This is a genomic window from Ectobacillus soli, from assembly GCF_042610425.1.
Taxonomy (GTDB): Bacteria; Bacillota; Bacilli; order Bacillales; family Bacillaceae_G; genus Ectobacillus.
Map to the genome: position 1 here is coordinate 321,679 of NZ_JBGJZM010000001.1, position 21,633 is coordinate 343,311.

Here is a 21,633-nt window from a genome sequence, read left to right on the forward strand (position 1 = left end):
CTATTAAGGAGTTTTTCATGGCCAAGAAAGTAAGTAGTATCCTTTTCGTAACTATGATTCTCATTATTATTTATGTAAATCGAGATCAATTCGTTGGAATTATTAAAGAAGGCGGTATGTTTTCTATATGGATTAGTATGCTAATGGTTGCAATGGGTGCATTTTTCCCCATTGTACCCTTTCCTATTTTAGGAGGGATAATTGGGGCGGTTTTTGGCGTTTGGCAAGGCGCTCTCATTTCTTTAGCGGGGGGAATGCTAGGAACGACCGTTTTTTTCTTGCTAGTACGATATGGATTTCGCAATGTAACAAAGACCTATATAATGAAATATGAAACAATTAAAAAATACGAAGCAATAATGCTTAAGAAGCCTTTTCTTGCTGTTTACCTAAGTAGAATGATTCCTGTTATTCCTGCTACTGTCGTAAATATGACATGGGCACTTAGTGATGTCAGTATTTATGCATTTTTTGTTGCATCCTCCTTGGGGAAAATTCCAAATATTCTACTTGTAAATTATGCAGGTTCCATTTTTATGCATCATCAATGGGGAGCCATTGTAGCGTATGCAGCTTATATGGCTGTCATAGGAGCAAGTTATTATGTTGTATTTTTTAAAATGAAAAGTAGAGAAAAAACCGAAAAATTAGAAAATGAGTAGGTGACAACTATGGTAGGAAAAGAGAAAATGCTTATTTTTTCTAGCACTTTTGGGGAAGGTCATCAACAAGCTGCTCATGCTATTTCTCAGGTAGCCAGGCTTCATGAGGGGATTGAAACAATACATTTAGATTTTATATCCCTTGAGCATCCGTTATTATTTCCAATAGGTCATTACATGTATATGAAAGGAATAAAGACCTTTCCAAGTTTTTACGGATATTTGTTTCGAAAAACGCGTCTAAGCAATTCTCCTACACTGAAATTTCATTTTTTATCTGAAGAGTTACAACGAATGCAAACATTATTAGAAGAAATTCAGCCAACAGTTGTTGTGAATACATTTCCTTATACAGCTTTTCTCATCTCAAAACTAAAGGAGTATGGTCTTAGTAACGTTCCCTCGGTAACAATTATTACTGATTACACAGACCATGGTTATTGGATTCATCCGAACACGGATTTGTATATTGTGGGATCAAAAGAGGTACAGGAAGCCCTTCAAAAACGAGGAATAGAAAAAGATAAAATAGCTGATACAGGCATTCCGGTAAGACAAGAGTTTTGTTGCGATTACTCTCATTCTGGCTTGTTAGAAAAGTATGGATTAGACTCATCAATTCCTACTATTCTTATTATGGGAGGCGGCTACGGTCTTATGGGAGATGCAGTGTCACTCTTTCAAATGCTTACTTCATTAGAACAAAAGCTTCAAATTTTAGTTGTATGCGGACATAATAATAAACTCAGACAAATTGCAGAAGATGAATTAAAAGACTGTAAGCATCGTAGTATCGTTACTGGATATATTGATTATGTACATGAATTCATGGCTGTTTCCGACCTTATTGTGACCAAACCAGGCGGTGTTACTATTTCCGAGGCAATGGCTGTGGGGTTACCGATGGTTTTGTACCGTGCACTTCCTGGGCAGGAACAGGATAATGCTTCATTTTTAAAAAAAGCTGGCGTTGCTATGCAAGCAGAAACACTGGAAGATTTGCGACTACTGCTAGCTGAACTTAGCAGTAATCCTTTAGCCTATTTAGCATTAAAGAAAAACGTAGAAACATACAAGTGTAAGCCGTCTGCTCTCGATGCTCTTCTTGCTATAATACAATTGAGTCAGCAAGAGAGGAATCGTATTCCAACAAGTGTATAACGGCATTGATACTTTATTGTAAATACATTAGAAATGGTCTTACTTTTTATAACGGAGATGAATGAAATGTGGGTTATCTTGTTTACTGTTCTGATTATATTCATTCTATTCTATGCAATCATTCCAAATATAGTAGCGCGATTCGGCTTCGGTGTTATTTTAAAAAGTAAGAAGAGACGAGAAATTACCTTTACATTTGATGATGGTCCCAATCCTATCTATACGCCTCTTTTGCTTACCTTGTTAAAAAAATATGGAGTGAAAGCAACTTTTTTTGTAGTAGGAGAGAAGGCGGAACGTTATCCAGAAATACTGAAGCGAATGCAGGAAGAAGGTCATGAAATAGGGATCCATAATTATGTTCATGTCTCGAACTTGCTGTTAGGACCTTGGACGGTAAAAAAACATTTGGAGAAAACAGCATCCTATGTGGAACATATTACGAGTGTACGTCCTGTATTTTATCGTCCTCCTTGGGGACTTGTAACTGGCCTGGACTTTTTTTTACATAAAAATTTTCGTATGGTTATATGGTCGATAATTGTAGGAGATTGGCGTACAAAGGGCGGAAGTGTAAGAATTAAAGAAAAATTGCTACATTCTCTACATGAAGGTGCTGTCATCGTACTACATGATAGCGGAGAAACGTGGGGAGCAGAATCAAATGCACCAGAATTTATGCTGCAAGCTCTAGAAGAAGTACTACAGCAAGTGCAGCGACGCGGCTATCAATGTGTGAAGATGGGACAGCTTTTTCCTGACAAGTAATTATTATTTTTTTACAATTATGCAGATAAGCCATCACTTATAAGTGATGGTTTGTTTTTGTGTAATAAGAAGCATAGAGTCGAAACATATTGCAATTTATTGTAGGGTGATTTACAATTAATATACCCATTAGGGTATATTGCTATTATTTTTCAGATTGCTATTATAATTATTTCAATACATGATGATGTATCATATACATGAAAGAAAGGAAGATAGAATAATGACAGGTCATCGTTTTAATCCAGAGCATGCAAATAAATTATTAAACCCAAAACGGGGGAAAGCTATCTTACCTGAGAATGTCATTGAAATTATGAACATTCAAAAAGGTGATCAGGTTGTGGAACTTGGTGCAGGAAACGGATATTTTACGCTTCCTATTGCTAGGATTACAGAAGAAATGGTATATGCAGTTGATATTGAACCTCACATGCTTTCCCTTCTTCAGGACCGAGCACGTGAACAACATATTTCGAATCTAACGTATGTCACAAGTGATGTGACAAACACGCAGCTACCAGATGAAGTCGCTGATAAGGTGCTCTTTGCATTCGTTGCACATGAAATACCGGATATTGGGGCACTTTTGCGCGAAGTGTCACGAATTGTGAAAAAAGGTGGACAACTACTTATCGTTGAGTGGGAAGCTGTTGTCAGCGAGAGTGGGCCAGCATTAGAGGAGCGAATTCCATCAATTAAGTTGCAGAATCTATTAACATCATTTGGTTATGCAAGTAAATTTTATAAAATCAGTGATTCTGTATACGGTTTACTCGTTCGTATGTCGTAAGGAGGAGTCTCCATGGATTATCAAAAAGAAATTCAGTTAGATATAAAGAAAATGGATCAAAGAGTTCTAGAAGTTATTGCGATGATGGAACAGAAAAAAGGATGTCCAGATATTGTACAGGAACTTTCCATAATTCGTACGGCGATTGATCGGGCTATTGGAATAATTGTAGCAGCAAACGTTGAGCATTGCGTATATAACAGCAAAGAAAATGATTCAAGTGAAGTAGTCAAAAGTGCGCTGGAACTTATTGTGAAAAGTCGTTAATCCATTTGGATAAACAAGAAGGAAGTTCCTTAAGTTAACAAGGGGGAATGCAACATGAGTATTGGCTTTATCCTCACCATTTTTGCACTTGGATGTATAGGCTCTTTTCTATCTGGTATGCTCGGAATAGGCGGAGCAATTATTAACTATCCAATCTTATTATATGTTCCCGCATTATTAGGATTTCCTACCTTTACTGCACATGAAGTGACAGGAATAGTGGCAGTGCAAGTATTTGTTTCTACACTAAGCGGTACATGGTACTATCGAGGCAGTAAATTTGTAAACAAATCACTCATATTAAATATGGGGGTCCCTATGTTCGTAGGTAGCTTTCTAGGCAGCTTCGGTTCTCAGTTTGGAAGTGAAGGACAAATTACAGTTCTTTACGCAATTCTTGCCACTATGGCAGCTATTATGATGGTTGTCCCGAAAAAAGGTACGGACTCTCCCTTACAATTTGTGAAATACAATCGATGGATCGCTATAATAGCAGCGTTTATAGTGGGAAGTGTATCAGGTATTGTTGGTGCTGGGGGAGCATTTCTATTAGTTCCAATTATGCTTGTTTTATTAAAAATCCCAACTCGAATGACCATAGCCTCTTCTCTTGTTATTACATTCATATCCAGTATCGGCGCCACAATAGGAAAAGTAATGACTGGTCAAGTTTCTTGGCTACCAGCCACCATCCTAGTTATTGCTAGTCTCCTAGCATCACCACTAGGAGCAAGAATAAGTCAACGAGTTTCTACAAAAGTGTTACAAAGCGTTTTAGCCGTAGTAATCGTAATTACCTCGGTAAAAATATGGTTTGACATACTGTAAGAAGTAATAACTAACATGAACATATACCCATATAGGTAAAACCCGTTTCAGTGAAGATGTGACGGGTTTTTGTTTGCAAATAACAGTTTACAGATGCAGTTAATATGTATGTTTCTATTGTCAAACGGTTAAAGTAATAACAAGCTTCATAATCAAGGAGGGGAATGGATGGATAGTACACATGATTTTGTAGAGAAGTTGCACGAAAAACAAGAAAAAGACGAACAAAATAGAAAAAGTCAAGGTAATGGAAATCCAGGTAAAAAGAAACCTAATAAGGAACATAAATAAAGAGTTTTAGTCGCAATAGAAATATTGTAAATTACAAAGTAATAAGTAAAGAAAGTATCGGGGTACTATGAACTGTAACCGTATTCCGTATTTCATGGTTAATTAAAAAACGGTTGCTTTTCTTCAGATAAGAGCAACCGTTTTTTTATTTATTTGTGGTATGAATAAAATTTATCCTTTACTTTTTAAGGTAATGTTAAGATTGGGATACTTATATTTGTCAAAGTGATACAATAGGTTTTGACCATCAATGAACGTAATGCGTTTATCTTTTACAAACTCCACTGAATCTTTTCTAAATGAACTCGTTGTTACTAATATCCCTTTTGTTGCTTCCTTCATGTAATATGGCCATATATTGAAACTCTATTAGTAACAATAGTTACGAAAACAGTCTGATAATAATATAAATCCAATTGTTCATAAGTGATTTTTACTTTATAAAAGTTGCATATATCCTCCTGCACAATACTCCCCTTTTTGCACTTTCTGTTCTAAGAAGCCTGCACTCCAAACTTCCTCCGCAACAGCCAATCACCGTCTCCGAGTGAGCGGACCCAGCTGTTTCCTTCGTACATTGCTTTTTGATCAGGTGTAAGATGAGAGAGAACAAACTCCAAGTCTTCCGTGTTCGTGCTACGTGCCTGGAGCTCGCGGAACGTCATATACTCAGATAGCGGGTGTCGAGGGTTGAGAATCAGTGGGCAGTACGGTAGCGGAGCATACGGGAAGTGCTGCTTTACGAATGAGATATTCAGCAGAAGGAAGGTGGCATCTCCCACCGTGCGCACCTCAATTTTTTCTGCGTGCTGCTGCAGCAATAGTTCTTCTGAAATGCCGATTTCTTTTGGTGTTACAACTTCACAAATATGGTACTTAGGCTGTCCCACATTGCATCTCTCCTTTTATCATATTTCTACCATTGTAGTGTGAAAGGAAGGGATGTATGCCGCAACAACGAGGAATGAGTGCTGATTCTAATTGTTTAAGACGCTTATAGAAAATCATATGGTGTGCCTTGGTGCCTTAGTACGCTGTGTATAACTGTCCTCATCTTTTCCTAGAAAAGATTTCTTACCTGGAAATTCATAAAGAAACACGATGATATCATTCGTACAAACAAGGACATTCCCGCCTCCATATGCACTTAGTAATGAACACCATTTTTCGCTAGCATACAAAATTAAAATATGTAAAATTAGAAAAACCCACATGTTAGGTGGCTTTTTCTAATTTTCGAACATGATGACGAGTATCATATTCATTTTTGTACTTTTACGTACGAATGCTAAGTTTATCTTCTTTTGACCTCTACTTCAAAGTTGGAGAGAAACCCTACGAAGCGTAAGTGGGGGATGAAAGAACCTCCACTGAGAAAGTTTCACTTTATTTAGACTAGACATCAAATGTTATAAAAATATAAAAAATCTATAATCCTTACTAACTGCTATTTTTGTCTCTGTACAAACAAAGGTATTCTTCTCGCCTCATATATATAATAACGAACACTATTTTCAACGGGGGTGAGAAGATGAGTATGCTTGCTACACTTGGATACATTGTTCGTGAATTATTTATGTTCGTATCATATGTGAAAAACAATGCGTTTCCGCAGCCTCTATCCTCAGATGAAGAAAAGAAATACTTAGAGCTAATGGAACAAGGGGATCCTAACGCTAGAAACGTATTGATTGAACATAATCTACGATTAGTGGCTCACATCGTCAAGAAATTTGAAAACACGGGTGAAGATGCAGAGGATTTAATTTCAATTGGGACAATTGGCTTAATTAAAGGAATTGAAAGCTATTCTCAAAGTAAAGGAACAAAGCTAGCGACTTATGCCGCCAGGTGTATTGAAAATGAAATTTTAATGCACTTACGCGCATTAAAAAAGACAAAGAAGGATGTTTCTTTACATGATCCAATCGGGCAGGATAAGGAAGGAAATGAAATTTCATTAATTGACATATTAAAATCGGAGTCAGATGATGTAATTGATACGATTCAGCTGAGTATGGAGCTTGAAAAAATACGGGAGTTTATTGACATATTAGATGAGCGGGAAAAAGAAGTAATCGTAAATCGCTTTGGGCTTGGTATGGATAAAGAAAAAACACAACGCGAAATTGCTAAGGCATTAGGAATATCACGTAGCTATGTCTCTAGAATTGAGAAGCGAGCGTTAATGAAGATGTTTCATGAATTTGTTCGTTCTGAAAAGGAAAGAAAGGGCAGACGTGAAGGCTAATAGCGGGGCATTTGTTTGGAAGCGAGTTGTAAGATTGTATCTCGTTATGGAGTTAAAGTGTGTTTTCGAATATAATAATAAGTATTCAGCATTTTTGTGTAAGGAATATTTGATGAGGTGACTCCCATAGGGTCACCTCCATTTATGAATGTTAGATTAGGAGGATAGATCGTTGTTACAAGCTTTGTATCGATTGTTCATTGAATTGACAAATGGTCGGTTTACTTCATATTTGTTAAGAAAGTTTTCACAGTCAAGTCTGAGCTCTTTTGTGATTCCGTCCTATGCACGTACGTATCATATTAATCAAGAGGAAATGGAAAAGGATCTGCACAGCTATGGAACATTACATGAATTATTTACAAGACGTTTAAAAGATGGAATGCGCCAAATTGATGTCTCTCCTCATACGATTGTTAGCCCGGTAGATGGGGTACTGGAAGACTATGGTTGCATAACAAAAGATAGAGACTTTATTATTAAAGGAAAGCATTACTCTGTTAGGGAGATGCTAGGAAATGAAGAAAGAGCACAACGTTACAAGGATGGAACGTTTTTTGTGCTCTATTTAAGTCCGAGCCATTATCATCGCATTCATAGTCCTTTATCTGGTCAAGTGCTAGAACGCTATTCATTAGGAAAAAAATCGTATCCGGTGAATCGACTGGGTATGAAGTATGGGAAAGAACCGTTAAGTAAAAATTATCGTATGATAACTGAAATAAGTTGCGAAGGAAAGCAGGCTGCCATTGTGAAAGTCGGTGCAATGTTTGTAAACAGTATTGAACTGTTGCATGAACATGATTTTCTGCGAAAAGGCGAAGAAATGGCCTACTTTACTTTTGGTTCTACCGTCGTCCTTCTTTTTGAAAAGGGGATGGTAAACGCTACTTCCTCTATACAGAAAGGACAAGCGGTAGTTGTAGGGCAGATAATTGCACAGGTATTGTAGGAAAAGGTTGTAAAGAACATGTATTTGTGGTAGAAAGAAAGATGTTCCATTGTATAGTAGAGAGTAGTTACTTAGTACCAGCGGATTTATATATGGGTTAAATAGGATTGTTGCTGCTTGTCCTTTAATGATCGACGAAGCATTTCTTGTTTCATGAGGAGAATAAACTCAGGATTTAAATTTAATTCTTTTGCTTTATAATAAGACTCACTCAGCAACTCGTCTGAAAGTTTTTCCATACTTCCTGCCACGTAGGCAACTCACCTCCAAGTAAGGAATTATGATTTGTTCTGATATGAATATACCAAAATTTTACTTTTAGTACAAATGTTTGGTTATCCACATGTCTGCGTGGATAACCTGTTAAGTAAATGTGTGTAACATAATTTTTCCTTTATTTAGTATGGATGGAAAATGTGTACAAGGTTATCCACAAGGTGTGATGAAAAAAATGCCGTCGAAATATTTTCTTATTTTTCTAGTTCTATCCGTAGTCGAGTTATAAATCCGCAGTATTTGTGATTATACATATAGGATAAGAAAGTGGAGACATGACGAATTTCGTCATGCAATGGGAAACATGGATAGCATTGCTGCATCCCAATTCCTCATAGAAGAGGTGGTACCATGTTAAAATTATTTTTACCAAACGAATTTGTAAAAGATATTTATGAAATTTCACCAGAAAAATTAAAGCAACGTGGTGTGAAAGGGATTATTACAGATTTAGATAACACATTAATTGAGTGGAATCGTCCAAATGCAACGCCAAAGCTTATTGAGTGGCTAACTAGTATGCGTGACAATGACATTAAGGTAACGATCATTTCTAATAATAAAGAAGAGCGCGTGAAATTATTTTCAGATCCGCTCCAGCTTCCATTCATTCATCGGGCACGAAAACCTTTACTAACGGCGTTTCAACGTGCGCTGCAAAAGATGGATGTAAAGCCAGATGAAGTGGTTGTTATAGGTGATCAACTGCTAACGGATATACTCGGTGGAAATCGTCTGAAGCTATATACAATTCTCGTCGTTCCCGTTGCAAATTCAGATGGATGGTCTACTCGATTTAATCGAGTGATTGAGAAACGGATATTGAATCGTTTAAAACGACAAGGTTATATTGAGTGGGAGGAATTGTGATTGGAAGAAGTAATAAAATGTATAGGCTGCGGTGCAGTCATTCAAACAGAACATCCTGAAGAAATCGGTTATGCCCCCCCTTCTTCTTTAGAAAAAGAAAATGTAGTTTGTATGCGTTGCTTTCGTCTAAAGCATTACAATGAAATACAGGATGTTTCGCTAACAGACGATGATTTTCTTCGCATTTTACATGGAATTGGGGAGAGTAATGCACTTGTAATAAAGCTTGTAGATATTTTCGATTTTAACGGGAGTTGGTTGCCAGGACTGCAACGATTTGTAGGTAACAATCCTGTACTTTTAGTTGGAAATAAAGTGGATTTACTTCCTAAATCAGTGAAACGTCAGAAACTTATCCATTGGATGAAATATAGCGCAAAACAACTGGGATTAAAACCGGTAGATGTGTTTGCGATTAGTGCAGAAACGGGAAATGGTGTAGATGAGCTAGCACAAGCTATTGAGACGTATCGTGAAGGAAGAGACGTATATGTAGTAGGATGTACAAATGTTGGTAAATCTACCTTTATTAATCGTATGATAAAAGATTTTGGGGATGTAAAGGAAAACGTCATAACAACCTCTCATTTTCCAGGTACAACTCTTGATCTAATCGACATTCCCTTAGATGAAACATCGTCACTATACGATACACCAGGAATTATTAATCATCACCAAATGGCACATTATGTGAACAAAAAGAGTTTAAAAATGATTACGCCTTCGAAAGAAGTGAAAGCAAAGATTTTTCAAGTGAATGAACAACAAACATTATACTTCGGCGGCATGGCTCGCTTTGATTATTTGAGCGGAGGAAGACGTTCCTTTGTATGCTATATATCGAATGCAGTCAACATACATCGCACGAAGCTTGAAAATGCAGATGATTTATATGCAAAGCATCTAGGGGAGCTTCTGAGTCCACCAATGCCAGAAGAGGTTGCTACTTTTCCAGAGCTAGTAAGACATGAATTTGTCATTCATGAGCCGAAAATGGATGTTGTCATTTCGGGATTAGGTTGGATTACAATCAATGAACCTGGGGCAAAAATTGCGATTCATGTTCCGAAGGGTGTTAGTGCTTCTATACGGAAATCTTTAATTTAAAGGCGGGATAGAGTATGAAATTATACGGCGTTATTGGGAATCCAATTGGTCATTCTTTATCACCAGATATGCACAATGATGCATTTTCTTCCATGCACATCGATGCTCATTATCATGCTTTTCGAATAGAAGAGGATAAGCTTCTGGATGCAGTAAAGGGGTTTCGGGCAATGGAAATATCAGGTTTCAATGTGACGATTCCCCATAAAGTTGCAATCATGGAACATCTCGATAGCGTTGATGAGCTAGCCAAACAAATTGGTGCAGTAAACACCGTTATAAATCAAAACGGAAAGCTGATCGGGTATAATACGGATGGTGCAGGATATGTACGTGCTTTGGAATCAATCGCATCGGATTCATTGATGAATAAACAGGTTCTGCTTCTAGGTGCTGGCGGAGCATGTCGTGCCATTTTCTTTACGCTTGCATCAAAGGGTATAACGCAAATTGATATTGCAAATCGTACGGTTTCCCGTGCGGAAGACTTAATTAAATCTTGTAAGTATCATACATTTAGTCATGCTGTAACGATGGAAGAAGCATTTCAACAACAACACACATACGATATTATTGTGAATACGACCTCGGTTGGGATGTATCCAAATGTAGATGAAACACCGCTTTCCATTCAACGAGTTCGGGAAGGCGCAATCGTTTCTGATATTATTTACAATCCGAGGGAAACAATGTTTTTAACAGAAGCGAAACGGGCTGGAGCCATTGTTCAAAATGGAATCGATATGTTCGTGTATCAGGGGGCATTGGCTTTTCAATTATGGACGGGAACATGGCCGAATGTAGAACGAATGAAAAAACTCGTTATAACAAAACTTGGAGGATAACACATGTTAACAGGAAAACAAAAACGATTTTTACGCGCACAGGCTCATCATCTATCACCTATTTTTCAGGTAGGAAAAGGCGGCGTAAATGAAAATATGGTAAAACAAATTGGTGAAGCTTTGGAAGTACGAGAATTGATAAAAATTAGTGTTTTACAAAATTGTGAATATGATCGTCATGAGGTTGCAGAAGAATTAGCAACATCAACACAAGCTGAGCTTGTCCAAGTTATTGGTGGCAGTATTGTACTTTACAAAGAATCAACCGAGCATAAGCAAATTACATTGCCATGAACAGAATCGGGATTATCGGTGGAACGTTCGACCCACCGCATAACGGTCATCTTCTCATAGCCAATGAAGCATATCATGCTCTGCAGTTGGATGAAATTTGGTTCATGCCGAACAAAATACCTCCGCATAAGCTGGAAAAGGATGTTGCTAGCACTATGCATCGTGTGGAAATGTTAAAGCAAGCCATTGATCACGAACCGCACTTCTCGATTTGTCTAATTGAATTAGAAAGGCAAGGACCATCTTACACGTATGATACTGTGATACAATTAAAGAAAAGTTATCCGGAAAAACAGTTTTATTTTATTATTGGCGGAGATATGGTAGAGTATTTGCCAAAATGGTTTAAAATTGATGAATTACTTGAGCTTATTCAATTTGTTGGAGTTACAAGACCAGGATATTCTCTTCAAACTCCTTATAATATTAAAGAACTAGAAATACCGGAATTTGCTGTATCTTCTTCTTTTATTCGTGACCGATTTTCTTCTGGGGGAACGACGAAATATTTGGTGCCTAAGAAGGTGCAAACTTATATTGAGAGGAATGGATTATATGGAGCGGGAACAAGCGTTAGCAATCGTGCGTAAACAGATGTATGAGAAACGATATGTTCATACAGTCGGTGTAATGGAAACTGCTATCTTATTGGCCGAGCAATATGGGGCAGATCCGCAAAAGGCAGAGATGGCGGCCATTTTTCACGATTATGCGAAATGTAGACCGATTCATGAAATGGAAGAAATTATTATACGTGAACACATGTCTCCTGATTTATTGGAATATAATAAAGAACTTTGGCACGCACCAGTTGGGGCTTATCTTGTTTCGAAGGAAGTAGGCATTTCGGATGCTGCTATCCTTCAGGCAATTACGTACCATACGAGTGGACATGAACATATGACGTTGCTTGACAAAGTAATCTGGTTGGCTGATTATATTGAACCAGGACGAAAGTTTGAAGGTGTTGAAGAAGTTCGAACACTAGCCAAAGAAGATATAAACAAAGCGTTATTACAGGCATTGAAAAATACAATTTTCTTTTTAATGGAGAAGAATCAAAGAATTTATCCATTAACAGTGGCAACGTATAACGCAATACTCAAGGAGGAATGTACTGGATGAATGAACATGCATTATTAAATGTGGTAGCGAAAGCTGCTGAAGATAAAAAAGCAGAAGATATCGTAGCATTAAATATGAAAGGAGTCTCTCCTTTTACAGATTACTTTGTTATATGCCAAGCGAACTCTGATAAACAAGTTCAAGCTATTGCGCGGGAAATGAAGGAAAAAGTGTACGAGAACGGGTATGAAGTAAAGCATATGGAAGGGTTTGATGAAGGCCGCTGGGTATTAGTTGATATGGGAGAGGTTGTGGCTCATATCTTCCATCGTGAAGAACGTAGTTATTATAACTTAGAACGTTTATGGGGCGATGTGCCGCGTGTAGACATCTTGGAAGAAATAGAGAGATGAGATACGAACAATTTGCCTTATTGTATGATGAACTGATGAATGATATACCTTATGAGAAATGGATCAAGTATATAGAAACAAAAAAGCAAGAGGCTTCTATTGTTGGTAATACATTACTTGATGTCGGATGCGGGACAGGCAATATCGCATTGCCACTCGTAAAAAAGGGATACAACGTAACAGGTGTGGATCTTTCAGAAGAAATGCTAACAATTGCACAGCATAAGCTTGCTGAGTTCTCGGTACCATTATTTATGCAAGATATGAGGGAACTTGAGCTGCCTGAGCAGTATGATATGATTACTATATTTTGCGACTCGTTAAATTATGTAACAGATGAAGAAGGTGTAAAGCAAACCTTTAAGCGTATCCATCATTACTTAAAAGATGAAGGGTTGTTTTTGTTTGATGTGCATTCCTTGTATAAGATTCATAATGTGTTTGAAAACGAGACATTTACGATAAATGAGGAACAGATTGCTCTCATTTGGAATTGCTTTCCTGGGGAAATGAAAGATTCGATCGAACACGAATTGACATTTTTTGTAAAAGAACCAGATGAGGAATCCTTCGTACGCTTTGAAGAGTTTCATGTGCAACGAGCATATGAAGTTGCCCGTTTAAAAAGTTGGCTAGAAGAAGCAGGCTTTTCCATTATGAGCATAACAGATTTAGAAATGAACCCTGTTACAGAGCAAACAGAACGGATATTTTTTGCCGCTCGAAAGAAATAATTTGATTATGAATAGAAAAAGGAATGAAACACAAAGGTTTCATTCCTTTTTCTATGATCATTATTAAATTTATATAATGCCCTATTCATAACGGAAAAAATGTATAGGCAAAACGTATATACATAAGCAGCAATTGTATATTTTTCTTCAACTTGCATGAAAAGGAAATGGTAACAATAGGTCGAACATGAACATTAGGATTTCTTAAATTGCTTCTGTATTTTTTGCCTATCTTCTTCGTATTTTGTTTGCGTGCGCTGGAAAAGATGATTGAACATATCTCCTAGCTCGTTTTCCATAATTTGAATTCCTTCGCCCGTAATGCCACCTTTCACACAAACCTGCTGCTGCAGAGAGGGGAGTGAAAAATGATTTTTTTCTAACAAAGTCCCCATCCCGATTAGCATTCCACTTGCAAGTTCTGTTGCTTGCTCATGTGTGATTTTGGTTTCGCACACCGCAGCCTGTATAAATTGCTGAAGTAAATAGCTAAAGAAGGCTGGTCCGCAGCTTACAATGTCCGAAGCAACTCTTGTCACCTCTTCTTCAATTTCAACAGGTGTAGAAATCGATTGAAATAGTGTATAAATAATGGTCCGCCAATGCTCACTGCAGGAATGACCAAACGTACAGAGTGAAATACCTGATAATGCTCGGTTTGTTATACTGGGGATAACACGAGCTACGTTGGCTGCTACTACAGATTGTAGTTGTTCTACATCTACGGGACTCGTTATGGAAACTAAACATTTTTCTTTCGTGAATAGATCCGCATGTTGATGGAGAATCGGATATATCTCAAGAGGCTTCACACAAATTAAAATGAAATCACTACGGATAATTAGTTCTTTAATAGTCGCTGCAATATGAATGGAAGGATGTTTCTCTTTCAAGTGAAACGCTTTAGTCGCAGTACGATTAATTATTGTGAAACAGGAAGGATTCACTGCATGAGCTTCCACAAATGCATCGACTAAGAGGGTACCCATATTTCCTGTTCCTATCACTCCTATGTTCAATATTACATCCCCTCCTTCCTAACGGTTTTCTCCTAAACAATATGAAGAGAGTAGCAACTTTATGAATGAAATGAAAAGGAGTGCATGAGAATCGAAAAGGTAAAAAAGTGGGGGATCCTACTATGTGTTATAGGTGTTCTTTTTGGTATGTTTTATTGGAATACAAATGGTGCTAAGACACAACCACTGCCTCCTAAATCAATCGAATCTGAAAAAGTAACGGAAAAAAATGAGAAAGTGAAATCAGAAAGTATTGTCATTGATATTAAAGGAGCAGTAAAGTCTGAAGGCGTCTATGAAATGGCACAAGGAGATCGTGTTAAACAAGCGATAGAGAAGGCAGGTGGATTTTCAAATGATGCAGATGTGAAGAAGATAAATTTAGCTCAATATGTACAAGATCAAATGCTTCTATATGTGCCTCGTATTGGCGAACAAGGGGGAGTAGCACTAGAGCAGCAAGGGAAAAAGAAAGTAGCAATCAATATAGCGACGAAGGAAGAAATTGAAACCATAGTTGGTATTGGTCCTACAAAGGCGGAGAGTATCATTCGTTACCGGGAGCAAAAAGGCCCATTTAAGAAATTAGAAGATTTACTAGAGGTTGATGGTATTGGTGAAAAATCTCTGGAAAAAATGAAAGAGGAAATTATTGTACCATAATGGATTGACGATGTTTCCGATTAATAGGTAAACTTAAAGAAAAAGATAAGGCGGGAATGTAATGGAGCGAATTTCTTGGGATCAATATTTTATGACACAAAGTTATGTTTTATCATTACGAAGCACGTGTACAAGATTAACAGTAGGGGCTACGATTGTGCGAGATAAACGAATTATCGCAGGTGGATATAATGGATCGATTACAGGAGGAGTGCATTGTATTGATGAAGGCTGCTATGTCATTGACAATCACTGCGTGCGAACAATTCATGCAGAAATGAATGCTTTGTTACAATGTGCAAAATTTGGTGTGAAAACAGATGGGGCAGAAATATATGTAACCCATTATCCTTGCTTACAATGTTGTAAGGCGATTATTCAAAGTGGTATTTCAGCTGTCTATTATGCGAAGGATTATAAAAATCATCCTTATGCAAGCCAATTATATGAGCAAGCAAATGTGAAAGTACGTAAGGTACCATTGGAATATACAATTGCATCCTTGGAACAAGTAGAACAGTTTAATCAACTCAAACAATTACTTGAATCTAATGAAGTAGGAAATGAACAAGAAGCGACTCAGTTACTACAAAAAGTAAAGAAGCTTACTAAGAATGCAGAATAGGCAGTAAGTAGAGTTCAAGTGAACAATCTTATAAAAGGATTGATGACTATTGCGCGGACAGTGGGGGTATGTTGCAATAGGTGTTATAATCGCGATTTGTGCTGCTCATTTTCATTTTTCATCTTTTTGTTTTGTAGTTATTCTCTGTTATGGTATGTTCACTTTTTTTATGTTACAAAGGCGAATTTTTCTTGTTTGTATGCTTGGTTTTTTCTTGACTTATATGTATATGAATTATGTTGAAAAGAGGAATGTAACTCATCTAACTCCTTCGCTTTCTAAGTTTATTGGGAAAGTGGAAGCATCCGCGCAAATAGATGGGGATGTTATGTCGCTACTCGTCAAAACGGAGCAAGATGAAATGCTACGATTAACCTATACTTTTTCTACGAAGGAAGAAAAGGGTTCATGGACATTTCTTCAACCAGGAACTACTTGTACATTCATAGGCAAGCTTGAAGAACCAGCTAAAGTCCGAAATGAGGGGGCTTTTAACTATAAGGAGTATTTGTATCACCAGCACATTCACTACGTGTTTCGTGCCTCCTCTTTCGCCTCCTGTAATACAGAGAGGATAAGCTTTATTCATTGGTTGTTTTCTATTCGTCAATCGTCTATCCATTATATTCAAGAAACTTTTCCAAAGGAAACTGTTGGCTTTATGAACGCGCTCTTGTACGGAGACCGGCAGCAACTGTCTGGTGACATAGAAGACTTATATCAACAGATGGGCCTAATTCATTTACTTGCCATATCAGGATCTCATATTAGCTTGCTTGTAGTGATGTGTCTGTTTGTTATGCTCCGAGTTGGTCTTACAAGAGAAACAGCGACGGTTATATTAGTTATAATCGTTCCATTGTATATGTTTATGACAGGTGCCTCAGCTTCTGTTGTTCGAGCCTCTGTTATGGCTGTTTTTGTCTTAGTTTGTGTACTTTTTTCTCGGCGCTTACGCGGTATGGATGCACTTAGCTTAACGGCTATCACGATGATGATGTGGAATCCGTATATTGTATTTGATATTGGCTTTCAGTTTTCCTTTCTTGCGACCGCTGTGCTTTTGTTGTCATCAAAAGTTATTTTAAGTGGTCAGATGTTAAAAGGAGCATGGAATCTCGCCCTTGCTGCGCAGCTTGCCTCCATCCCAATTACTTTGTATCATTTTGGTCGTCTTTCCCCGTACAGTCTGTTTTTAAATTTAATTTTTGTGCCGTATCTTTCCTTTGTTATATTGCCACTTTCTTTGTTGACTCTTGTTGTATCGTTTCTTTTTCCTTCCCTTACTATTCTATCTTCCCTTTTATCAGGTTGTATTACGTTTTCAAATGAATTGTTAAAATGGTGCAATAACTTGCCATTTTTGCAGGTTACATTTGGCCAATCCTCTGCTACGATGACTCTGTTGTACTCCGTTAGTATTTTATGTTTATTTCTTGTATGGGAAGGAAAGATGGGGAAGTCTTTTCGTATCCTTAGTGTCGTATGCTTTGTTTTAATAGGAACCATTCAATATACATCGCCGTATTGGAATCCAAATGGATCCATAACCTTTATTGATGTAGGACAGGGGGAGGCAATCCTCATTCGTCTTCCCTATAACAAAGCAACCTATCTTATTGACACAGGTGGTGCGATTGCCTTTCCTCAGGAGGAGTGGCAGAAAAGAAAACGAACCTATTCTGTCGGTGAAAGTATCGTCCTTCCCTACTTATACCAACATGGTGTTAAAAAAATTGATAAGCTTATTTTAACGCATGCTGATGTTGATCATGCTGGTGCAGCAAACGAAGTTCTGAAGGGGATAGCGGTCGGTGAAGTGATAGTAAGTAGAAAGAAAACGATTTCACCGCTGGAAGAGGAAATCATCCAGAATGCGAAGAATCGCAAAGCATCCATACAAATTGTGAAAAGTGGAGATAGCTGGCAGGAAGGAAGTTCGGCAACATTTACTGTCCTTTCTCCTTTAGGTGATGAAACGAAAGATAATAATCAATCTATTGTTTTGTACACAAAGCTGGGAGGGCTAAAATGGCTATTTACAGGTGATTTGGAAGAGGATGGAGAAAAACAGATAATGGATCGCTATCCAGATTTACGTGTAGACGTATTGAAGGTGGGACACCATGGAAGTAAATCATCGACATCTGAGGCATTTCTCCAAATGCTAAAGCCGACGACTACTGTGATATCAGTAGGGAAGAAAAATCGTTATGGGCATCCTCATACAGAAGTAATAGATCGACTGAAATATCATAATGTTTCTATTTGGCGTACAGATGAGGGAGGAGCTATCACATTTACGTTTATAGGAGAAAGGGGAACATTCCGAAGCGTGCAGCCATATGATAGAAGTACAGAATAAAGAACGGGTAAAAAAAGACCACCATAGATGGCAGTCTTAAGAGCCGATAATCTTTAGTATGGTTGCAATAATAAACAAAGTAACAAAGAACCCAAAGGAAACAAAAAAACCAACACCTGAATCGACTGCATCATTTCGTTTGCATTGAACGTCCTTCTCAAACTCATTCACTTTGCATCCCTCCTAAGATATAACAAGTATACAGGTTAGAATTAAATATTATATACAAATAATTCTAAATATGTATATAATCCTCATTCATGCGAGAGATGATTCTGTAAATACTAGGTGTAGGTATCCGTCACGCTGCATGTAACCTAGGGCATGCGAACTTGGCGTTTCACATAAATGAAGGGCGGACAGTTGCTTGTCTGCCCTTCCTGCTTGTAAATCAATGCATGTGCCCTTACTATAGAGATATATGATATATGAGGAGAAACGAAATGAATGCGATACATAAAAAAATGAAGCAGAAGCAATTTGCTTCGCTATATGTATTATATGGAACAGAAACCTATTTTATGAATGAAACATTGAACATACTTATAACGGAAGCATTGGAGAAAGAAGACAGGGAATGGAATGTAGTTACCTATGACCTGGAGGAAGCATATTTAGAGGATGTAGTGGAAGATGCAAGAACATTGCCTTTTTTAGGGGAACGAAAAATTATCGTTGTGAAATCTCCGTATTTTTTAACTTCACAAAAAGAAAAGCTCGAGCAGAATGTTTCCGTCTTACAAAGCTATATGGAGGAACCTTCTCCTTTTGCAATTGTTGTCATTCTCGCACCATTTGAAAAGCTAGATGAGCGTAAAAAGATAACAAAGCTAGTCAAAAAGCATGCGGAAATGATCGAAGCCAATCCTCTGCAAATTCAAGATGTACGAAAATGGATTATGGAACAGGGAACGGAGCAGCAGGTGACGATTGAAAATGACGCAGTAGATTTGCTTGTTGAATTAGTTGGAAGTAACGTTATGATTCTTTCGCAAGAATTACAGAAGTTATTTTTGTACGCAGGGCAGTCTGGAACAATAGCGCGTGACCAAGTAGCACAACTCGTACCTAAATCTGTAGAGCAAAATGTATTTACATTAGTAGAAAAGGTTGTTAACAAAAATATTGCTGGAGCGATGAGGATACTTCATGAATTGCTTGTAAAGCAGGAAGAACCAATTAAGATTTTGGCTTTGCTGGCAGGTCAATTTCGATTGCTGCATCAAGTAAAGGAACTACAAATGCATGGCTATGCGCAAAATCAAATTGCGTCCCATCTTAGCGTACACCCTTATCGTGTAAAGTTGGCTATGAAGCAAACGTCTTCTTTTTCGTTTGAAGAGTTAAAACAAATTATTGATTTGTTGGCAAACGCCGATTATGATATGAAAACGGGAAAAATGGAAAAAAAGTTAATTTTGGAGTTTTTTATTATGCGTTTGAAGCATATTAAAGCGTAGGATGAATCAAATAATAATATGTTATATAAAATGGACCTTCAAGCATCTTTTTTTGTTAGAGGGTCTTTGTGTTTTGTTATGGAAAGAAGTGGATAGAAAAATTTCTACAAAAAAAACGACCCAAAGGGATCGTTTTGTTATTACGCGTTAATGCTGTTTAGTCGTTTTGCAAGACGGGATTTCTTACGAGCAGCAGCGTTTTTGTGAATTAAACCTTTTGTAGCAGCTTTGTCAAGCTTTTTAGCAGCAGCTAATAAAGCTGATTTTGCGTTTTCAACATCCTTATTTTCAAGTACAGCTTCAGCAGTCTTTACTGCAGAACGCATTTCAGACTTGATTGAAGCGTTATGTGCACGACGCTCTTCACTTAAGCTAGCGCGTTTAATAGCGGATTTAATGTTTGCCATTTTCATTCACCTCCTGGTAGCGATCGAGTAACTCGATACTTACATAGAACAACAAATATTTTATCAAACGATAGGCTTAATTGCAATAGAGAGAACAAATGATTTTTATAAACGAAAAAGCGGAACCGGCTCGAACTGCTCCGGAGGACGGAAGTTCCGCACATAAAAAGGCGCATTTTGCCTTTATGGGGGAGGGTTTTCCAGCCGGAAGGAGCAAGCCGGGAAAGTTAGATTATAAACGAAAAAGCGGACCCGGTTTGAACTGTTCCGTAGAGGGAAACATACTAAATGGAATCAAATATATATAGTTGGATATTCTAATGATATTTGATAATCAGGAGGATGGTTTATGAAGAAATTAGATTTACAAAATTATTGTGTACGGACGGATTTGGCTGTTGAGGCGCATGAGCTGCTTCAAGAAAGAAGTGAATCTGCCATTCCAGGGGTTCATGTGGAGGAACGCGTAGAGGATAGTGTGAAGATTACGAGTGTTGTGATAGAAAATCATGCTTCTGAGGCGATGGGGAAGAAGCCAGGAACGTATCTTACATTTGATATACAAGGAATTAGAGAGCAGGATACAGAGCTCCAGCAAAAGGTTGAACAAATTTTTGCGAAAGAATTAGCTATTTTTTTAGAAAACATTGGTATTTCTCGTGAGGCAAGCTGTCTTGTTGTAGGTCTTGGAAATTGGAATGTTACGCCAGATGCACTTGGGCCAATGGTTATGGAGAATATATTAGTAACGAGACATTTGTTTCTACTACAGCCTGAGCAAGTGAAAGAGGGATTTCGCCCTGTAAGTGCCCTATGCCCAGGGGTGATGGGGACAACTGGTATTGAAACGAGTGATATTATACAAGGCGTTGTGGAAAAAACGAAGCCGGATTTTATTATTGCAATTGATGCGCTTGCCTCGCGTTCTATTGAACGAGTGAACCGCACGATTCAGATGTCTGATACAGGTATTCATCCTGGAGCTGGTGTTGGAAACAAACGAAAGGAGCTTAGTAAAGAAATCCTTGGTATTCCCGTTATTGCAATTGGAATACCGACTGTCGTGGATGCTGTTAGTATTACAAGTGATACGATTGATTTTATTTTAAAACATTTTGGAAGGGAATTAAAAGAAGGAGATAAGCCATCACGTTCTTTGCTTCCTGCAGGATTCTCCTTTGGGGGGACAAAGGTGCTTACGGATGATGATCTGCCTGACGATACAAGAAGAAATATGTTTATGGGGATTGTTGGTACACTTCCGGAAGAAGAAAAACGAAAGCTCATTTATGAGGTATTGTCTCCTTTAGGACATAACTTGATGGTTACACCGAAAGAGGTGGATGCGTTCGTAGAAGACATGGCCAATGTATTAGCAAGTGGTTTGAACGCAGCTCTTCATTATAATGTTGATCAAAATAATACGGGAACCTATACTCACTAAATATTTAGTAAGGAATAAGATAATGTGTATCTTTTTCACGTGAAGAGGTAGTGGACATGTCTGCATGACGGCA

General features: G+C 37.8%; 28 protein-coding genes. 22 read left to right on the forward strand and 6 right to left on the reverse strand.

Annotated features, from left to right (window positions below):
* Positions 1-17 precede the first annotated feature (17 nt).
* From ACAN53_RS01620 to ACAN53_RS01650, 7 genes are all read left to right on the forward strand, one after another.
* Positions 18-662: a TVP38/TMEM64 family protein gene (locus ACAN53_RS01620; RefSeq protein WP_379966042.1), complete on the forward strand. Its 645-nt coding sequence runs from the start codon at positions 18-20 to the stop codon at positions 660-662.
* A gap of 9 nt (positions 663-671) precedes the next feature.
* Positions 672-1,823, forward strand: a complete 1,152-nt coding sequence (locus ACAN53_RS01625; protein ID WP_379966045.1) for an MGDG synthase family glycosyltransferase — start codon at positions 672-674, stop codon at positions 1,821-1,823.
* A 66-nt stretch (positions 1,824-1,889) separates the two neighbouring features.
* Positions 1,890-2,591 carry a polysaccharide deacetylase family protein gene (locus ACAN53_RS01630; RefSeq protein WP_379966048.1) on the forward strand — a complete coding sequence of 234 codons (702 nt, stop codon included), beginning with the start codon at positions 1,890-1,892 and terminating at the stop codon, positions 2,589-2,591.
* Positions 2,592-2,814: 223 nt separating this feature from the next.
* Positions 2,815-3,384, forward strand: coding sequence for a class I SAM-dependent methyltransferase (locus ACAN53_RS01635; protein ID WP_379966051.1), 570 nt, complete (start codon positions 2,815-2,817; stop codon positions 3,382-3,384).
* A 12-nt stretch (positions 3,385-3,396) separates the two neighbouring features.
* Positions 3,397-3,651 (forward strand): metal-sensing transcriptional repressor, encoded by a 255-nt coding sequence (locus tag ACAN53_RS01640; RefSeq protein ID WP_379966054.1) that lies wholly within the window; start codon positions 3,397-3,399, stop codon positions 3,649-3,651.
* A 54-nt stretch (positions 3,652-3,705) separates the two neighbouring features.
* Positions 3,706-4,479, forward strand: a complete 774-nt coding sequence (locus ACAN53_RS01645; RefSeq protein ID WP_379966057.1) for a sulfite exporter TauE/SafE family protein — start codon at positions 3,706-3,708, stop codon at positions 4,477-4,479.
* A gap of 168 nt (positions 4,480-4,647) precedes the next feature.
* Positions 4,648-4,770, forward strand: coding sequence for a DUF4023 domain-containing protein (locus ACAN53_RS01650; RefSeq protein ID WP_379966060.1), 123 nt, complete (start codon positions 4,648-4,650; stop codon positions 4,768-4,770).
* Between the two features lie 171 nt (positions 4,771-4,941).
* Here the strand turns inward: ACAN53_RS01650 and ACAN53_RS01655 are convergent, their stop codons facing one another.
* A complete protein-coding gene (locus ACAN53_RS01655) occupies positions 4,942-5,112 on the reverse strand; it encodes a restriction endonuclease (protein ID WP_379966063.1) in 171 nt (56 codons plus the stop codon).
* 152 nt (positions 5,113-5,264) lie between these two features.
* Positions 5,265-5,660 (reverse strand): hypothetical protein, encoded by a 396-nt coding sequence (locus ACAN53_RS01660; RefSeq protein WP_379966066.1) that lies wholly within the window; start codon positions 5,658-5,660, stop codon positions 5,265-5,267.
* Positions 5,661-6,301: 641 nt separating this feature from the next.
* Between ACAN53_RS01660 and sigK the strand changes: the two genes are divergently transcribed.
* Positions 6,302-7,021: an RNA polymerase sporulation sigma factor SigK gene (gene sigK, locus ACAN53_RS01665; RefSeq protein ID WP_379966069.1), complete on the forward strand. Its 720-nt coding sequence runs from the start codon at positions 6,302-6,304 to the stop codon at positions 7,019-7,021.
* A gap of 172 nt (positions 7,022-7,193) precedes the next feature.
* Positions 7,194-7,973 carry a phosphatidylserine decarboxylase gene (locus ACAN53_RS01670; protein ID WP_379966072.1) on the forward strand — a complete coding sequence of 260 codons (780 nt, stop codon included), beginning with the start codon at positions 7,194-7,196 and terminating at the stop codon, positions 7,971-7,973.
* Between the two features lie 86 nt (positions 7,974-8,059).
* On the opposite strand, the gene ACAN53_RS01675 is transcribed toward ACAN53_RS01670, so the two are convergent.
* Positions 8,060-8,212 carry a sporulation histidine kinase inhibitor Sda gene (locus ACAN53_RS01675; protein ID WP_379970210.1) on the reverse strand — a complete coding sequence of 51 codons (153 nt, stop codon included), beginning with the start codon at positions 8,210-8,212 and terminating at the stop codon, positions 8,060-8,062.
* Between the two features lie 388 nt (positions 8,213-8,600).
* On the opposite strand from ACAN53_RS01675, the gene ACAN53_RS01680 reads away from it, so the two are divergent.
* Genes ACAN53_RS01680 through ACAN53_RS01715 form a run of 8 tightly spaced genes read left to right on the forward strand, consistent with a single transcriptional unit; the run spans position 8,601 to position 13,577 of the window.
* Positions 8,601-9,119, forward strand: a complete 519-nt coding sequence (locus ACAN53_RS01680; RefSeq protein WP_379966075.1) for a YqeG family HAD IIIA-type phosphatase — start codon at positions 8,601-8,603, stop codon at positions 9,117-9,119.
* On the forward strand, positions 9,120-10,226 hold the full coding sequence (gene yqeH / locus ACAN53_RS01685) for a ribosome biogenesis GTPase YqeH (RefSeq protein WP_379966078.1): 1,107 nt from the start codon (positions 9,120-9,122) through the stop codon (positions 10,224-10,226). It abuts the gene before it with no gap.
* 14 nt (positions 10,227-10,240) lie between these two features.
* The gene (gene aroE, locus ACAN53_RS01690; protein ID WP_379966081.1) at positions 10,241-11,071 is read left to right on the forward strand and encodes a shikimate dehydrogenase; all 831 of its coding nucleotides are present in this window, start codon (positions 10,241-10,243) and stop codon (positions 11,069-11,071) included.
* Between the two features lie 3 nt (positions 11,072-11,074).
* Positions 11,075-11,365 carry a ribosome assembly RNA-binding protein YhbY gene (gene yhbY / locus ACAN53_RS01695; RefSeq protein WP_379966084.1) on the forward strand — a complete coding sequence of 97 codons (291 nt, stop codon included), beginning with the start codon at positions 11,075-11,077 and terminating at the stop codon, positions 11,363-11,365.
* On the forward strand, positions 11,362-11,955 hold the full coding sequence (locus ACAN53_RS01700) for a nicotinate-nucleotide adenylyltransferase (RefSeq protein WP_379966087.1): 594 nt from the start codon (positions 11,362-11,364) through the stop codon (positions 11,953-11,955). The genes yhbY and ACAN53_RS01700 overlap by 4 nt, the downstream gene beginning before the upstream one ends.
* On the forward strand, positions 11,921-12,490 hold the full coding sequence (gene yqeK, locus ACAN53_RS01705; protein WP_379966090.1) for a bis(5'-nucleosyl)-tetraphosphatase (symmetrical) YqeK: 570 nt from the start codon (positions 11,921-11,923) through the stop codon (positions 12,488-12,490). Before ACAN53_RS01700 ends, yqeK begins: the two co-directional genes overlap by 35 nt.
* A complete protein-coding gene (gene rsfS / locus ACAN53_RS01710; protein ID WP_379966093.1) occupies positions 12,487-12,843 on the forward strand; it encodes a ribosome silencing factor in 357 nt (118 codons plus the stop codon). The genes yqeK and rsfS overlap by 4 nt, the downstream gene beginning before the upstream one ends.
* Positions 12,840-13,577: a class I SAM-dependent DNA methyltransferase gene (locus tag ACAN53_RS01715; protein WP_379966096.1), complete on the forward strand. Its 738-nt coding sequence runs from the start codon at positions 12,840-12,842 to the stop codon at positions 13,575-13,577. Before rsfS ends, ACAN53_RS01715 begins: the two co-directional genes overlap by 4 nt.
* A gap of 194 nt (positions 13,578-13,771) precedes the next feature.
* Here ACAN53_RS01715 and comER read toward each other — a convergent pair whose 3' ends face one another.
* Entirely contained in the window at positions 13,772-14,596 is an 825-nt protein-coding gene (gene comER / locus ACAN53_RS01720) for a late competence protein ComER (RefSeq protein ID WP_379966099.1), read from the reverse strand.
* An 84-nt stretch (positions 14,597-14,680) separates the two neighbouring features.
* On the opposite strand from comER, the gene ACAN53_RS01725 reads away from it, so the two are divergent.
* The 3 genes from ACAN53_RS01725 (at position 14,681) to ACAN53_RS01735 (ending at position 18,249) form a co-directional block, all read left to right on the forward strand.
* Positions 14,681-15,259, forward strand: coding sequence for a helix-hairpin-helix domain-containing protein (locus tag ACAN53_RS01725; RefSeq protein WP_379966102.1), 579 nt, complete (start codon positions 14,681-14,683; stop codon positions 15,257-15,259).
* A gap of 61 nt (positions 15,260-15,320) precedes the next feature.
* Complete coding sequence (locus ACAN53_RS01730; RefSeq protein ID WP_379966105.1) at positions 15,321-15,884, forward strand: ComE operon protein 2; 564 nt, start codon at positions 15,321-15,323, stop codon at positions 15,882-15,884.
* A gap of 49 nt (positions 15,885-15,933) precedes the next feature.
* Positions 15,934-18,249, forward strand: a complete 2,316-nt coding sequence (locus tag ACAN53_RS01735) for a DNA internalization-related competence protein ComEC/Rec2 (protein ID WP_379966108.1) — start codon at positions 15,934-15,936, stop codon at positions 18,247-18,249.
* A gap of 36 nt (positions 18,250-18,285) precedes the next feature.
* Here the strand turns inward: ACAN53_RS01735 and ACAN53_RS01740 are convergent, their stop codons facing one another.
* Entirely contained in the window at positions 18,286-18,420 is a 135-nt protein-coding gene (locus ACAN53_RS01740) for a YqzM family protein (protein WP_379966110.1), read from the reverse strand.
* A gap of 272 nt (positions 18,421-18,692) precedes the next feature.
* Here ACAN53_RS01740 and holA point away from each other — a divergent pair, with 272 nt between their 5' ends.
* Positions 18,693-19,709 carry a DNA polymerase III subunit delta gene (gene holA, locus ACAN53_RS01745; RefSeq protein ID WP_379966113.1) on the forward strand — a complete coding sequence of 339 codons (1,017 nt, stop codon included), beginning with the start codon at positions 18,693-18,695 and terminating at the stop codon, positions 19,707-19,709.
* Between the two features lie 140 nt (positions 19,710-19,849).
* On the opposite strand, the gene rpsT is transcribed toward holA, so the two are convergent.
* The gene (gene rpsT / locus ACAN53_RS01750; protein ID WP_379966116.1) at positions 19,850-20,116 is read right to left on the reverse strand and encodes a 30S ribosomal protein S20; all 267 of its coding nucleotides are present in this window, start codon (positions 20,114-20,116) and stop codon (positions 19,850-19,852) included.
* Positions 20,117-20,465: 349 nt separating this feature from the next.
* Between rpsT and gpr the strand changes: the two genes are divergently transcribed.
* Complete coding sequence (gpr, locus tag ACAN53_RS01755) at positions 20,466-21,560, forward strand: GPR endopeptidase (protein ID WP_379966119.1); 1,095 nt, start codon at positions 20,466-20,468, stop codon at positions 21,558-21,560.
* The last annotated feature ends 73 nt before the right edge of the window (positions 21,561-21,633 follow it).